Source organism: Mesorhizobium sp. C395A (genome assembly GCF_030323205.1).
Classification (GTDB): domain Bacteria; phylum Pseudomonadota; class Alphaproteobacteria; order Rhizobiales; family Rhizobiaceae; genus Mesorhizobium.
The window spans coordinates 4,663,133-4,678,394 of record NZ_CP100473.1 but is presented as its reverse complement, the minus strand read 5'-3'; the positions used below and the strand labels follow the sequence as shown (position 1 = coordinate 4,678,394).

At 61.8% G+C, this 15,262-nt stretch carries 8 protein-coding genes; 6 read left to right on the top strand and 2 right to left on the bottom strand.

Going from position 1 to position 15,262, the window contains the following annotated elements; translation table 11 throughout:
* Positions 1 to 15: 15 nt before the first annotated feature.
* Entirely contained in the window at positions 16 to 1,779 is a 1,764-nt protein-coding gene (locus tag NLY37_RS22760; protein ID WP_023742054.1) for an adenylate/guanylate cyclase domain-containing protein, read from the bottom strand.
* Between the two features lie 289 nt (positions 1,780 to 2,068).
* Between NLY37_RS22760 and NLY37_RS22755 the strand changes: the two genes are divergently transcribed.
* The gene (locus tag NLY37_RS22755; protein ID WP_023742055.1) at positions 2,069 to 5,353 is read left to right on the top strand and encodes an adenylate/guanylate cyclase domain-containing protein; all 3,285 of its coding nucleotides are present in this window, start codon (positions 2,069 to 2,071) and stop codon (positions 5,351 to 5,353) included.
* 19 nt (positions 5,354 to 5,372) lie between these two features.
* Positions 5,373 to 6,053, top strand: coding sequence for a redoxin domain-containing protein (locus NLY37_RS22750; protein ID WP_023742056.1), 681 nt, complete (start codon positions 5,373 to 5,375; stop codon positions 6,051 to 6,053).
* Between the two features lie 20 nt (positions 6,054 to 6,073).
* On the opposite strand, the gene NLY37_RS22745 is transcribed toward NLY37_RS22750, so the two are convergent.
* Complete coding sequence (locus tag NLY37_RS22745) at positions 6,074 to 8,101, bottom strand: SAM-dependent methyltransferase (protein WP_245261215.1); 2,028 nt, start codon at positions 8,099 to 8,101, stop codon at positions 6,074 to 6,076.
* A 551-nt stretch (positions 8,102 to 8,652) separates the two neighbouring features.
* Between NLY37_RS22745 and NLY37_RS22740 the strand changes: the two genes are divergently transcribed.
* From NLY37_RS22740 to NLY37_RS22725, 4 genes are all read left to right on the top strand, one after another.
* A complete protein-coding gene (locus tag NLY37_RS22740; RefSeq protein WP_031246244.1) occupies positions 8,653 to 9,945 on the top strand; it encodes a tyrosine-type recombinase/integrase in 1,293 nt (430 codons plus the stop codon).
* A gap of 197 nt (positions 9,946 to 10,142) precedes the next feature.
* Complete coding sequence (locus NLY37_RS22735) at positions 10,143 to 10,931, top strand: hypothetical protein (RefSeq protein WP_156933937.1); 789 nt, start codon at positions 10,143 to 10,145, stop codon at positions 10,929 to 10,931.
* 88 nt (positions 10,932 to 11,019) lie between these two features.
* Positions 11,020 to 11,265, top strand: a complete 246-nt coding sequence (locus NLY37_RS22730; protein ID WP_245270969.1) for a helix-turn-helix transcriptional regulator — start codon at positions 11,020 to 11,022, stop codon at positions 11,263 to 11,265.
* A gap of 436 nt (positions 11,266 to 11,701) precedes the next feature.
* Complete coding sequence (locus NLY37_RS22725; protein WP_023742061.1) at positions 11,702 to 13,834, top strand: phage/plasmid primase, P4 family; 2,133 nt, start codon at positions 11,702 to 11,704, stop codon at positions 13,832 to 13,834.
* Positions 13,835 to 15,262: the final 1,428 nt, after the last annotated feature.

Below are 15,262 nucleotides of genomic sequence, written 5' to 3'. Positions count from 1 at the left end.
CCGGGCTTTAGCCCGTCATTGCACCACGCCGGCCTTGCGGAGCCCCTCGACCATGAGTTCGAAATCGGCAGGGTTCTTGTAAGGCAAGACTTTGCGACGGTGTTCCAGCGAATAGGCGGGATTGACGCGAAGCAGGTCCTGCCATGCCGCATGGGCCTGCTCCAAACGGCCCAGATGGCCGTAGCATGCCGCCAGAAGCGCACGCGAGACGTCAGTGACAGCGTTGCGAGCCAGCCGTTGCAGCAAGAGGTCGACGGCCTCTTCGTACCTTCCCAGTTGAAACGATGCCAAAGCCTGGAAGTGCAGAAGCACATCCGGAAAGTATGGGTTCAAGGTCTTTCCCCGGGCGAAACTCTCTAGCGCCTCCGCGGGTCTACCCGAATAATACAGCGCCTCGCCGCGGGCGACGTGCGCTTCGGCGAAGTTCGGATTGAGGGCTATCGCGCGCTCGACCTCGCTGATGGCTTCATCGTGCCGTCGTGTGTAAAGCTTGGCCGATGCCAGCGCCCAGTGCGCCCAGGGATCGCTGTCATCCAGCGTTACCGCTCGCGTTGCTGCCTCTTCCGCTTGCGCCATCGAGTCCGACGCACCCCACCTGTTGAGGTAATCGAGCCCGTACGTGAGGGCTAGGAAAGCGTGGGCAGAGGCAAATTTCGGGTCCAGTTCGATGGCCCGCTGCAAGAGCTCGCGGGCCGCGACGTTCGTGTCCTTCGTCAGCCGGTGCCACAGCTCTCGGCCCCGCAGGAAACAGTCATACGCCTCCGGGTTGCGCTGGTGTTCGGGCGCCAGCCGCAGACGGTCATCCTCGGTCAGATTGAGCGCCAGCGCACCGACGATGTGCTGCGTCACGTCATCCTGCACGGCGAATATGTCGGTCAGATCGCGATCGAACCGCTCCGCCCAAAGATGGCCGCCTGAAATTGCATCGATGAGCTGCGCGGTGATGCGTACCTTGTTCCCCGACTTGCGTACGCTGCCTTCAAGGACATAGCGCACGCCGAGCTTCGTGCCGACATCCTGCACATGGACGTTCTGGCCCTTGAAGATGAACGACGAATTGCGAGCGATGACGAAGAGCTGTGACAGTTTGGACAGCGCCGTGATGATGTCTTCGGAGATGCCGTCGGCGAAGTAGTCCTGTTCGGCATCACCGCTCATATTGGCGAACGGCAGCACGGCGATCGACAGTTTCGGCGGCGCTGCCGCAGCCGGAGGGCTCGTCGGGGTTTGCGAGGTCGCGGCCACCTTGGCCCCGGCGCCGACTTGCAGCGAATACACTCGGATCGGCTCGGCGATGTTCTTGAGCTGTGTGCTGCCGAGATCGCTGACCGAGAGGTCAAGCCTGGCCTTGACCTGGCGATAGGCATCCTCGGACAGGCAGATGGCGCCGGGCGCCGCAACGCCCTCCAGACGCGAGGCGATGTTGACGCCGTCACCCATCAGGTCGCCATCGCTCTCTTCGACCACGTCGCCCAGATGGATGCCTATCCTGAACTCGATGCGGCGCTCCTGCGGTACGCCGGCATTGCGCTCAACCATACCGTTTTGAATCTCAACGGCGCAGCGCACGGCATCGACCACACTGCGAAACTCAACCAGTGCCCCATCTCCGGTACGCTTGATAACCCGCCCGTGGTGCACTGCAATGATCGGATCGATCAGGTCGCTGCGCAGTGCCCGCAACCGCGCCAAGGTACGATCTTCGTCCGCGCTCGCGAGCCGGCTGTATCCGACCACATCTGCAGCCAGGATTGCGGCCAGCTTACGGTTCTCGCTCATGGGTCGCCTCCTCATCTCCATCATAGCAGGAAGACGGCGGGACGAGGGAATTTTCGCAAATCACGGCCACGCGGCCGCCCGTATCGGCAGTGCTCCACCGCCAACCCAGACCGATGCCCATTTGTGCTGCCGCTTGCCGGTTGACGACTATCGGTTCATCCTTGTGAATACCCCGGCCGTGACGAGCGTGGCGAGATCACGCGTCATGGCCCAAGGTCAAAGAGATAGAGCATGATGTCGTCCGAAAACCGCTTCACACTCTTCGGCATCATGCTCTGGTGAGGTGTCCATGAACTGCTCTGGCTGCGGTTTCGAGATCGAGGGCGGTTACGCCTTCTGTCCGAAGTGTGGCCGCCGCCAGCCCGTGCCATGCGCCAGTTGCGGCTACGCCTGCGCACCTGATTTCGAGTTCTGTCCTAAATGTGGGGCAAGCGTGGGTGCGTCCGCAAAAGCTGCCGAACGGCCTGCTCCGACACCAAGCCGCACCATTGCGCAGCCCTCTCGAGCTCCGTCGCCGAACATCGAAAGCGAAGAGGGGCCGCATTCCGTCTCCGACGCCGATCGACGAACGGTAACGGTGCTGTTCGCCGATCTCTGCGGCTTCACGACACTCAGCGAGCAGCTCGACCCCGAGGTCATGCAGGCGCTGCAGAACGAACTGTTCAAGGAATTGACGGCGGCCGTGCAAGGCTTTGGTGGTTTCGTCGACAAATTCATCGGCGACGCTCTGCTCGCCTTGTTCGGTGCGCCGGTCGCGCATGAGGACGATCCGGAACGTGCGCTTCGAGCCGCTCTCGACATGATCGCCCGGACGGCGCGGCTCGGTGAAAGCACCCGCCACTCCGGCTCGCCGCTGCTGCTCCACATAGGCATAAACACGGGTCCGGTCGTTACTGGCGGATTGGGCATCGGCACCGCCAAATCCTATTCGGTGACCGGCGACACGGTGAATACGGCGCAACGCCTGCAATCGCTGGCTGCACCGGGTGAGGTGCTGGTGGGCGAACTCACGCACAGGCTGACCCGGCATGCCTTCTCGTACGAGTCGCTGGGCGATGTCGTCTTTCGCGGCAAGGCTGGCAGTGTGCTCGTCCACCGACTGGATGCACCGCTTGCGGCGCCGCGTGCAGCGCGCGGGCTCGAGGCGCTCGGCCTCAGTGCGCCCATAATAGGTCGTGATGCGGAGCTCAACAGAATGCTGGCGAGCCTTGACTTGGCGTGCGGCGGCTCGGCCCAGCTTGTCCGCCTCGTCGGCGAAGCCGGTATCGGGAAGTCGCGGTTGGTGAAGGAGTTCGTCGACCGCGTCGGCGACGAGGATCGTTTTCGCAACGTCGCCGTGCGGCAGGCCACGTGCTCACCGCTGGGTGAACAATCATTTGGCGCCTTGGGTGCAGTGGTGCGCAGCGCTGCCGGGATGATGCAAAACGACAATGGGGACGAAATGCGGGGCAAGCTCGCAGCCTTGCTTGCCGATCTCGGCCTGCAGGGCGAGGAGGCGAAGCGGCTGATGCCTTTGCTCTACCATGTGCTTGGCCTCGGCGACCCCCATGCCACCTTGCAGCATGTCGAGCCCGAGCAGCTGCGGCGGCAAATTCTCTACGCGGTCCGCACAATCATGGAATGGCGGCTTGCGTTGTCGCCGCTGTTGATTGTCGTCGAAGACCTGCACTGGGCCGACTCCGTCTCGCTCGAGGCACTGCGTTTCGTGATGGACAGACTGGAACGCACGCGGCTGATGTTGCTGGTCACGCATCGTCCGGCGTCGGACAACGACCAACTCGACTCAAGTCGGGTCAGCCACACAGCGCTCAGGCTTTCGCCGCTCGACAGCGATGACGGACGCCGCCTGGTGGCGGCGCTTTTCGGCGATAACTGGGTAAACGCCGCAAGAGGGCTTCTCGACCAGATCCTCGAGCGCGCGGGCGGCAACCCGCTTTTCTTGGAGGAGATCGTTCGCGGCCTTATCGATCGCGGTGTATTGGTGCGCGAGGGCCAGCAATGGCGGACCGTGGCAGGCGAAGTCGCAACCGGCATCCCCGCCACGATCCAGGCAATGTTGCTTGCTCGCGTCGACCGGCTGCCGCAAGAGGTGCGCCGGTTGGCCCAGGAAGCCGCGGTAATCGGCCCGCGCTTCGATGCCACGCTTCTGAAAGCCGTGGCAGCCGACCCCGGCCGACTGGAAGCGGGCTGCGAACTGCTTTGCGATGCGGAAATCATCGAGGAAGTTGCCGGATCAGGCTCGGTCTCGTCGCAAAGCTACCGCTTTACGCAAACATTGCTGCAGGACGTGATCTACCAGAATCTGCTCCTGCAACGCCGGACCGACATCCACCGCCGGGTAGGTGCCGCCCTGGAGCAACTGTGCGGCGACAAGCCGGAACGGTTCGAGGATCTGGCCGTGCTCGGTCATCATTTCGCTCAGAGCGCCGAGCGGGAGAGGGGCGCGCATTACCTGCAGGCGGCGGGAGATCGCGCTCGCATGATATACGCCAATGACGACGCCCTTCGTTTCTACGAGCGAGCACTGACTGCGTTGGGCGCGATCGGGCAAACACCGCTCAAACTGGCAATTGCAGAGCGCATTGCCGATTTGAGCGGCCCGGCAGGCCGCCGCGAGATTGCACACCGCCACTACGAGGCGGTGCTGCAGGCCTATCGCGAGTCAGCCGATCGTGTCGCGGCGGCGCGCGTTTTGCGCAAGATCGGTCGGCTGTTTTGGGACGTGGGCAAGCGGGACGACGCGGAATCGCGCTACGCTGAAGCGGCAGCGCTCCTCGATGGAGCGGATGCCCCGATCGAGCAGGCGCATCTCTGGCAAGAACGTGGCCGACAGGCGTTCCGCAGCGGAGATCACACTCTCGCGGCAAAATGGGCAGACGCGGCGCTGGATTGCGTACGCTCTCTGACAACGGAACATGTCTCCGATGATGCCACCCTCGTGACCGCCGAGGCACTTAATACCAAGGCTGTTGCGCTGGCTCGCCTTGGGCGAAACCATGAAGCCGTGCGTGAGGTTGAGCGCAGCATTGAATTGGCCGAAGCCGCCGGTCTGCTGGGCGCGGCCTGCCGCGGCTACACCAATCTCGGGGTGCTCTACACGACCATCGATCCGGCGAAGGCGATGGAGGTCTGTCGGCGCGGTCTTGAAGTGGCGCGCCGTATTGGCGATTTGGGTTTCCAGGCGCGCCTCCTCGCCAATCTGGCGGTAGCTTGTTGTACTTTCACGGATCGCTGTCCAACGGAGGGCGTGCCTGCTGCCGAGAAGGCCATCGAGATTGACCGGGCGCTCGACCAGCGCGAGCACCTGCCAGTGCCGTTGATCGTGCTTGGGCAGATCCACCAGTGCAACGGCCATCCGGAACTGGCGATCGGCTTGTTCCACGAAGCACTGGAGGTAGCCCGCGAAACGGGCGAGCCCCAACTGCTGTTTCCGTGCTATGATGGACTCGCAACGCTTAATCTCGACCTCGACAATCTGGCCGAGGCCGAACGCTACTTTTCCCTGGCGCAGGGTATATGCGCCCAGCACGGGCTCGACCCGGAAGCGCTTGTGGTGCTGCCTTTTCTCGACTAGCCGGGATAGGGGGTTGGACATGTCCGCGCCTAGTGGATTGATACCGCTTCAACCGGGCGACCGGGCGCCGAACCTGATACTCGACGCCATTACCCAGGAAGGCAAGATTGCGCTTGACGACTTTCGCGGGCAAAAACCGGTGCTGGTCGGCCTGTTTCGAGGTCTGCATTGTGCGTTTTGCCGGCGCCACATCGCCGCTCAGGCGCGTCTCGATCCGGAGCTGCGCGAAAAGGGCGTGGAGAGCCTGACGGTGGTCAACACGCCGATCGAACGGGCGCGGCTCTATTTCCGCTACCATCCAATGCCGAACCTGCTTGCGGCGTCGGACCCGGAACGCGCTTCACATCGTGCTTTTGGACTGCCCAATCTCGAATTCACCGAGAACGAGACGAACTGGCCGTACAAGGTCGCGATGGCAGCGGCACAGGACATGCGGGTCGACATACCTGGCGAATTGCCCGGTCCCACGGATCCGATGACAGCCGCCGCAATCCTCGACAAGAAGGACCACTACGAACTGACCGAAGCCGACGAGCAGATGATGGCCACGGGACACGGACAACTGGTTGGTCAGTTCCTGCTGGACCGGCAGGGGATCGTCCGCTGGAGCTTCACGGAGGTCCCGGAGGGTGGGCGATACATGTTTGGCGCCCCAAACCCGAAGGAGCTGATGTCAGCCGTGTCGCAAGTCGCCCAATAATGAACTGACAAGTTCACCGTTTATCCGAGCACGGCCTCGACAGTGGCGACAAAGTCATCGAGCGAGCGGTCGCCGCGAATCTCGATGCGCGGAAGGTCGATGAGATCGCTATGGAGGTCCGCCGGCCCGTGCCTGCGGCCGAAGCCTACTCGATAGCCGCACTCCCTAGCCAGCCGGCCAAGCCGTCGGTCGGTGACGGAGAAGGGGGCCGCGAACGCCCTGGTTGGCCGGCCGGTCCAGCGTTCGATGAACAGACGAGAGCGCAGGAGCTCGGCGGCCAGGTCAGCGCTCGACAGACCATCTATGGCGCGATGCGTCGCCATGTGGCTGCCGAAGAAGGCGCCTTCGGCAGCGAGGCGTCGCACCGTCCCGGCGCCCATAAGCGGCGTCGGCGGACCGATGTCGGTGTCCCACTTTGCACTTTCGCCCACCAGGTCCGTCACCAGGAACACTTCCGCGTTCAGGTCGTTGGCGCGCAAGATCGGCCAGGCATGGTCGGCGAAGTTCTGGAAGCCGTCATCGAAAGTGATGAGCACCGGGCGGCCGACGAAAGGCTGACGGTTGGCGATGGATGCTTCCAGCTGCTCGGAGCCAATGGCGTGAAAGCCATTGGCGCGCAGCCATCCCATCTGGCTGGCGAATGCGGCGGGCGTGAGCCGAAAGCGAGCGAGCGCGGCCGGACCTTCATCGGCAACGCCGTGATACATGAGGACAGGGATATGCCGGCGCTGCTCGTTACGTGCGACGTCGCGGCGCAAGGCTCGCGCCCCACCCCAGACGATATTTCGCGCGACGCCGATTTCGATGGGCGCGCGGATCGGCACATGATCGATCACCGGGTCCGTCGCCACATCGCCCGGCGATAGGCGGCGGAAGCGGTCTATGCGGTAGAGCTCGGTCTGGATCGATTGCTCGAGCACCAGGCCTTCGGTCGCTGCCAGCGTCTCGGAGATCGCCTGGGCACCGAATGTGTTCCAGTCGAAGCCCGTCTTTTCGACATTGTCACGCAGCACGAATGCGTGTGCGCTGATGAAACTACCGCCAGGCGCCAACGCCTCGGCAAATTTCTTGGCGATGCGCCGCAACTCGGCGAGATCGTCCAGATAGTAGAGCACCTCCGAACAGAAGATCAGATCCATCTCACCCGGCAGCGTGTCGGCAGCGAAATCGAGTACGCCGAACTCGACATTCGCCTGATTGTTGCATCGGGCGCGGGCTCGCTCGATGGCTATGGCGGAGATGTCGGTTGCGGTCAGATGGCCCACGCGCGGCGCCAGCTGCCGCGTGAAATGGCCCTCCGCACAGGCCAGCTCAAGCGCCCGGCCGATGGGACCGGCAGGCAGGATCTCGATCTGCCGCTCATATTTTTCCTGCTCATAGAGCGAGCTGTAGTTCCAGGGATCCTCGGTCGCGAAATAGCTGTTCCAGAACGCCGTGCGATCCTTGTCGTGCTTGTCCGCGACCCGTGCGCGGCGCGGCGTAACAGGCTCTGACGGTTCAGCGCTCGACCGAACCAGGTCATGCGCCTGTGCGGCCAATTGCGCGAGTTTGCCGAAGTGGCTGTCCTGATCGGGCTCGCTTCCCGCCATGGCAAACGATACCTCGGCTGCAGGCGTGTTTGACGTGGTCGCGCCGGCGCCCTTTTGCGGTGCAGGCGATCCTCCCGCAAGCCGCTCAGCAGGCACTACATCCAGGATCAATTCAATCCAATGATCGCTCGTCACCGTCCCGAGTGCACCGAACTGCACGACAGCCTCGATCCGGCCATCCAGCATCAGATGGGCATAGATCTGATCGATGCCTTCCGGCAGTTCGGTCGCGGTCGGATTGCGAGCGTCGACGCGAACTCCGAGCGTTCGCGCCAGCCTGCGCGGCGCGGCAAGATCGTCGGCTTCGAGAAGCATTTGCTCAAGCTGGTACTGGACGCGGCGAGCTGCTGCGGGATTGTCCCAGATCTTGCCGAGTTCGATGATCAACGCGGTGGTTGCGCTGCCGAACCTCGCCCATCCGGCAGCCAATTGTGCCGGCACCGACAGGCTTCCTGCCATGAGGCCATCGAAGATTACCTTGGCAATCTCATGCGCCCACTTGCGTCCCGCCGGGAGTGCGCGCAGGGGCTGCGGGTCGACCAAGCGCGAGCCTGAGCCGCATTCGGACGCGGCGTTCCGCAACGCCAGCCAAGCAAGCGCTTCGGATGCGCTGCCGCCGTTCGCCGAACTGGAAACCAAGGGATTATGCGCCACGCCGTACTACCCGCGCCTGGTTCTGAGGGAGAACAAGTGTCCCGCAACGCGCTTACATCGCCGGTCTGGAAAAAGCAAAAGGCGCCCCGAAAGGCGCCTCTTCATCGCTTGATTCCCCTAGAGGAAACTGGAGCGGGTGAAGCGATTCGAACGCTCGACCCCAACCTTGGCAACCCATTGATTCCACGACACTTCTCGTAACAAGCCGTAACCTATTCAGCCAGAAAATGATTGTCCAGCACCCTGGGGAGCGGAACACTCTGTCCCACGGAGTTCCGTCGAAAACCGCGCCTTGCGGCTCCCCTCGGAAACCCGGTGGACGATCAACTCATAAACCCGAACGCCCGGGGGAGCAAATGGCTACGACGAGCAAGAAGCGACTGACGAACCAGATACTTGAACGCATGACGCCGCCCAAAACAGGGCGACTGGAGATCGGTGACGATCTATGCCCCGGCTTGATCCTGCGTGTCTCTGACCATGGCGCAAAATCGTTCTCGGTTATCTACAGGGTCCTCGGCGAGGGTGGTCTGGCCGAATCCGGTCGCCATTTAGCCGGAAAACAACATCGTATCACGCTTGGCAGATGGCCGGTGATCACCCTGGCCGACGCCAGAGAACGTGCCAGGGCGATCTTAGGCAAGGCCGGCGCCGGCGCAGATCCGAGAGCCGAGCTGGCCTCTAGCGTTCGAGAGCGGCGGGCGAATACATTCGCGGCGGTATTGGAGCGACACATCAGGCAGGACGCAGCAAGGACCATATCGAGCTGGCCGAACGTCGAGCGGGTGTTACGCCTGCACGTTGTGCCGCATTTGGGCGACACGCCGATTGCGGATATCCGGCGATCCGATGTGCACGAAATCATCGACAACATTGTTGCAAGCGGCCGGATTGGAACGGCGCGCGAGGTCCGCAAGCAGATGTCGCGCATCTTCAACTGGGCGGCCGACCGCGAGCTTATCGCTAACAACCCACTTAGCGGCATGAAGCGAAACGATCTGGCGCGAAACACGGAGGCCGGACGTGCGCTTGGCGACGTCGAAATCCGTTCGATCTGGATGGCCGCGGACGATTTGCGTTATCCGTTTGGCTCGCTCTATCAGACACTCATGCTTACAGGCCAGCGCCGGGCGGAGTGGGCCTTCTGCAAGCGTTCTGAGATCGATACAGACAATCGGTGGCTGGACCTTGGCAAGGAGCGCTTCAAGAGCCGTCGCGAACACATCGTGCCGATATCGGCACCGCTCTGGGCTTTGTTCGAGCGGCTGCCAGTTTGGACCGGCGCCAACGACTACTTTGTTTTTTCGTCGCGGCATGGTCGTGTTCCGGTTGCCGGCTTCTCCCAGGGCAAGCGAGCGCTGGATGACCTGGCCCAGGAATATCTGCGGAAGGAACTGGGCAAGCCTGAGGCCATCCTCCAGCACTACCGAATCCACGATTTCCGGGTGACCTGCGAGACGCGGTTGGCGCACCTCGGCTTTAACCAAGAAATCCGGGACGCCGTGCTCGGCCATGCCAAGCCGGGCCTGCAGAAAACCTATAACAAGCATGATTACCTGGAGGAGAAGCGCCGGGCGTTGCAAGCCTATGCGGAGCACCTGCTGACCGTCGTTATGCGTGGCGGCGAAGGGCGACTGGCGACCGCCTAGAGCGGAAAAGCCGGCGGCGAACCCACGGTGATGGCTGGAGCGGAGCGGACAGGTCGATGGCCTTCAACACCTGAACTACCAAAGCATCACCGGTCTCTTGCACATCCGTGAAAGCTTATTAGATGCGATTGTCAGCCAGCATCGACCGTCCGACAGGACCCGGCCGAACGTCCATCACTGGCAGCCGGAGGATCGACTTGACAGAAAAAAATGATGAGGTTGGGGAAAATCAGTATGGTGCAACATCTCATGGAGAGACCACGACAATTACATTGCAGCACGCGTTTGAGGTTGCACGCCGCGTTCGGCGACCCGACCCGAAAGGCGACCCGGGGAGAGATACACCCTTAGTCGGCAAAGAGAGAAGGCTGTTCGAGGCCATCAAGCGGGCTGAACAGGCTCACGGAGACGCGTTGGCGGTAACGGGCGATGCCCCGCGCCAGAGAAAGGCAAACAAAGCGCTGCTGAAAAAATTGGAAGCAGCACTGCTCGCCTTGGAGAGTTCGACGGTCAACCTGGCCATGATCGACTTGGTCCTGGATGGGTCATATGAGCAGATGGACAATGGTCGTGACCTGCCAGGCTTGCTTAGGAAAGCTGTTGCCGGGTTGAAGGCGAATGAAGGCCTTATCCTGAGGAGCACGGATAGGTCCAGTCGTCAGCCGGTGAAGGATGACGAGGGTAGGGAAATTCGCGTTAAGACAAGTGGTCTGAAGGCGTTGACCGGCGTCCTGTTCGACTACGTCCGAACCGAGACTGATCTGCCTTGGAGCGATCAATGGGAACAGAATGCGTCCGTCACCGACAACGGCATGAAGCTAGCGAAGAATTTAAGGGAAAAACAAAAGGCAGCACGCAAGGCCGCGCCGGCGCGGCCAGGCAAGAAGGCTTCGGCACTTTCCCTCATGTTGGTATACGAGGTCGCTCGACTCATCGACCACAGATACACACTCGATCAATGCTCAGTTGCTATGCGGCCGCGTTAATCCAGACATAATCGCCGCGTTAGCGCCTTTGCCCTAAACTCGTTTTCCAACGCATCTGCCGCCCAGTAACCGGTTACTGGAGGTGAAGGTGGCAGATCGCTTTATAAGTATGGACGAGGTCATTGACCGGATTTCGTTCTCAAAAACGCACATTTACCGCAAGATCGCAGCAGGCACCTTTCCAAGGCCCGTGCCCCTCGGCCCGCACAAGATTGCTTTCCTTGAACGGGAAATCGATCAGTGGATGGCCTTGCGCTTGGACGCCCGGGACTCTTTCGAGGGGATAGATGAGCGCAGGCAGCGCGCGGTTCGTGCCGCCAAAGGCGCACGATGAGCCCCAGGTCGGAAGTCGGGCACCTCGGCCTGTCGAATGGAAAGGTCAGAGACGTGGACGGGCGGCAAGCCCTCAGCGAGCTGAGTTCGGAAAACAGCGACTCACCTGAAGGAGGCAGCCTGCGCGCGTTTCTCACAAGCCGCCTGCCGCTGGCCCTTGTAAGAATCGATAAACGGGCCGGCCCGAATCAGCGATCGACCTACTGCCGCGTTTTTAACGACATCGACCAGGCAGAGCTTGGGCTCAGGCAAGTAACCTGGAAGGCGATCATATCTACGTCGTCAACAATGCGCCGCCCGAAGGGTGGACACCCCGGAACGGAAACCCGCCCAAGGAAGCTGAGATCGCGTTCCGTACCCGGCTTCAGGTCGATCTTGACCCTGTAGGCGAGGACCACGAGGCCGCCCGCAGACATGCGCTGGAAGTAATAGCCGGCATGCCGCTGCTGCCCACGATGATTGTGGACAGTGGTCGCGGCATTCAGGCGCACTGGGACTTGGTCGAATCGGCAGCCGACTTACCGGAAGCTAAATCCGCCAATGAGGCCCTGATCACCTGGCTGCGCAATGCGACATCGCCGATGTTGGTAAAGGTCGATGGTGTTGCAAACGCGAATCGGATGATGCGGCTTCCGGGCTGCGTAAACCACAAGACCGGCCGGATCGCGACCATCATTTCACACAATCCGGACCGCGCGTATTCCCTTGAGCACTTCGCAGCCTTTTCTGCGGCAACAGCCCAGCCGGTGCCGGCAAGAGACAACGAGCCGTTCCATCCGAACTTCGCAGACAAGATCCGCGGAGCGGACCCGAGCCCGATGCAGCGTGATCTGCTGCACGAGTTGTCTCACCTGACACCTGCAGATGTGGACCCGGTGCCTGACCTGGAGAATCTGCCGACAGATTTGGCCCGGATGCAGGCGCGGCTGGGTGTGCGGGGACCGAAGGACGTTAGGCTGAGCGGCGATGGCCAGGCGATCAGGGTCCCGCTTGACGAGGCGGGATATACCGAGAGCGAGGCTTCTCTTGCCTTTGCGGGAGAGTGTATCCGGAGCGGCGCCCCGTTGGAGCTCGCGCTCTCCTTTCTGGTGAACGCCCAGTGGCCGATCGGAGGTCATGCCAGCCGCCAGCAGGACATGTTCCGTGCGGCGCAGCGGGCGCTCGCGGAGGCAATACTAAACACTGAGCCGGCGCCTCGCGTTGTAGGTGTCGACGGTGCGCCGGCATTCAGCCAAGAGCACTTGGCATTGACCTTTGCCGAAGCGCACCACAGCTCGATTCGCTACGTCCCGGAATGGGATCAGTGGCTCGTCTGGGGTGGCCAGCGGTGGGTGAAGGACAAGACCTTGGAAGTTTATGACCGGGTTCGCCACTTGGCGCGCGACTCGGCCCGCCGAGTAAAGAAGCCTTCTGACGCCTATAGGCTCTGCCTAGCGAGCACCAGCGCCGCCATGGAACGCCTTGCGCGCTCCGACCGGCGCCTGGCGGTGCCGGCAGAGATCTGGGACGCGGACCTGAGGGTGTTAAACACGCCAGAGGGTATGATCCAGCTTGATTCCGGCGAAGTGCTCCCACACGATCCGAGTGCACACTGCACGAAGATGACCCGCGTCGGCCCTGCAGCCGAAGGGAGTGTGCCAGAACGTTTTCTCCGCTTCCTTTCGGAAGTGACCGACGGCGATCAGGAGTACATCGGCTATCTCCAGCGGATGTGCGGATACTTTCTGTGCGGCGAAACTTCGGAGCATGCATTATTCTTTGCCTGGGGCACAGGTCGCAATGGTAAGTCGGTGTTCGTAAACACGGTCCGATACATCCTGGGCGATTACGGCACATCCACCGCGACTGACACGCTAACCGCGAACAGCCAGCCGCAGCACCCGACCGAACTGGCCGACCTTCGCGGCGCGAGGCTCGTCACCGTGCAGGAGACCGAGGAAGGTCGGCGATGGGCGGAGGCCAGGATCAAGCAGATGACTGGAGGCGATCCGATCAAGGCCCGCTTCATGCGGCAGGACTTCTTCGAGTATGCCCCGCAGTTCAAGCTTTTGATCGCTGGAAACCATCGGCCGGGTTTCACGACGGTAGACGAGGCGATCCGGCGGCGTATCCACCTGCTGCCGTTTACGCTCACCATTCCTGAAAACAACGTCGACCGGAATCTGGAAGAAAAGCTGCGCGAGGAGGCCCCCGCCATCCTCCGTTGGATGATTGATGGATATGGCAAGTGGCGCGCCCAAGGACTAGACCGACCTGCTCGGGTCAAGGCCGCTACACAGGAGTATCTGCAGGATGAAGACCTACTGGGCCGATGGATCAGCGAGTGCTGCGACCGCGAGCTGACCCACAAGGAACCCGTCGCTGACCTCTTCGACAGCTATATGCTCTGGTGCCGAGCGGCTAACGAACGCGCCATATCCAAGAAGAAGTTCAGCTCAAGTTTGAAGGATCGCGGCGAGCGGCATGACGACACCGGCGGAAAACGCGGGTTCATTGGGCTGAGGCTGACCGCCGACGCCCGCGCCGCGGTGCGAAGCGCTCGGTCGGTGGTTGACGACTACCCGTTCTGAGGGGCATGCGGATAATGCGCATACGATGTTTCTCCCAGCAGGGAGAGCACCGCCAGGTCTTTTCTTGATTCGCAAACCAGGGCGTCCGCATAAGGCGCATAACCTGCTACTTCTCCCCCCGAGAGCTGGGCTGTCGAAGGCGAGTCCTGCCACGGCGAATACGAGATCCCCTTTGGCCGGCGCGCTTTGGCCGGCGCCCGGGGCACTGGGTATTGCGGGTACATCCGCAGAGCCGTTCGTAGCGATAGAAGCCGAGCCCGGCGCTGCACGCCGACAACGCGAAGAAGGGAGAACACATCAGCATCTTGAAAGCCGCACCAGCAGGAGAGCATTGGGAGCGTGGCCAAAGCCGCCCGGCCAAGTGATTTTTCCGGCTGGTACAGATTCTCTCCGAGTCCGAGAATGACCACGGCATGCCGTGAAGCTTCACGAGAAGACCTGTTTCCTCCGTCCGCATTTTGATTTCCTGTCGCTCAGCGTCATGACATCGGTGCGTCTCGTCCCACGAGCGTCGGCCCGTCGACCGCTCGTCGCGCTAACCGCAAAGGAGCGCTCGGCGTTGGCGCCCATGCACTCTCTACGGCCTTATGGCAAACCGCTCCCGGACCCGACGAATGGTCGTCGGGGCACCGCAAGGAGCATACAAATGAACGGCAAACGTTCTCGAAACACAGATCTCCGACTTGCTCGTGGCCGAACCGAAGACCGAGAAGAGTGGGAGCGGTTCCATGATCACTTCCCTGCTCAGCGCGTCCGTGAAGTTTCATGGGCAATCCGAGACAATACCCCTCTCCGATCGCGAAATTCCCTCGGAGGAGACGGCTTCTCAGGGTTCAAAGTCACAGCAGATGGGCGAAGCTACACCATCGTTGTCCTCGCGGATGATCCAATGGAGTGGACACTATTCGGCATCCACACGTTTCGCACCTGGGTCCAATCGACGCTAGACCCGATGGCGGTCCATCATATCCTCGCCCTTTCGCAAGAGGCTGCGATGAACAAACGTCCCGATAACTTTGACGTTTGATCAAAAACTCGTTCGATGACGGGCGAGCCTATCAAGCGATGCTGGGGCCGGTCTCATTTTAGGGACCGGCCTCCTCTCCAGTGGCAAGGGCGCAGCGGCAAGCCGCAGTGATTTTTCCACGCCCAAAGATACCGAGACGGTTTTCAAACCACGCGTTGGGGGCGCCCTGCTGGGGCTTGTCTGGCCGCTCGCTCGGACAAATGGACATGTTCCTGGTCAGACCGACTTCCGATCATGGCGGACTGCCCTCTAGCCGGTCGCGATTGCCGAGGAGGGGACCCGCAAAATCGTGCCTGGCCTTAATTTTTTTGACCGGGGGCCTCCCGAACGACGCGCCATGGTGCTAACGCCCGCCGCATAGCGCCACGCCGGGGCGCTCTGGCGGTTGTCCGGCCAACAAA

Excerpts from the sequence above, each read along its gene's own strand:
- NLY37_RS22760 (WP_023742054.1), bottom strand. The coding sequence starts at position 1,779 with ATGAGCGAGAACCGTAAGCTGGCCGCAATCCTGGCTGCAGATGTGGTC.
- NLY37_RS22755 (WP_023742055.1), top strand. The coding sequence starts at position 2,069 with ATGAACTGCTCTGGCTGCGGTTTCGAGATCGAGGGCGGTTACGCCTTC.
- NLY37_RS22750 (WP_023742056.1), top strand. The coding sequence starts at position 5,373 with ATGTCCGCGCCTAGTGGATTGATACCGCTTCAACCGGGCGACCGGGCG.
- NLY37_RS22745 (WP_245261215.1), bottom strand. The coding sequence starts at position 8,101 with ATGGCAGGAAGCCTGTCGGTGCCGGCACAATTGGCTGCCGGATGGGCG.
- NLY37_RS22740 (WP_031246244.1), top strand. The coding sequence starts at position 8,653 with ATGGCTACGACGAGCAAGAAGCGACTGACGAACCAGATACTTGAACGC.
- NLY37_RS22725 (WP_023742061.1), top strand. The coding sequence starts at position 11,702 with ATGCCGCTGCTGCCCACGATGATTGTGGACAGTGGTCGCGGCATTCAG.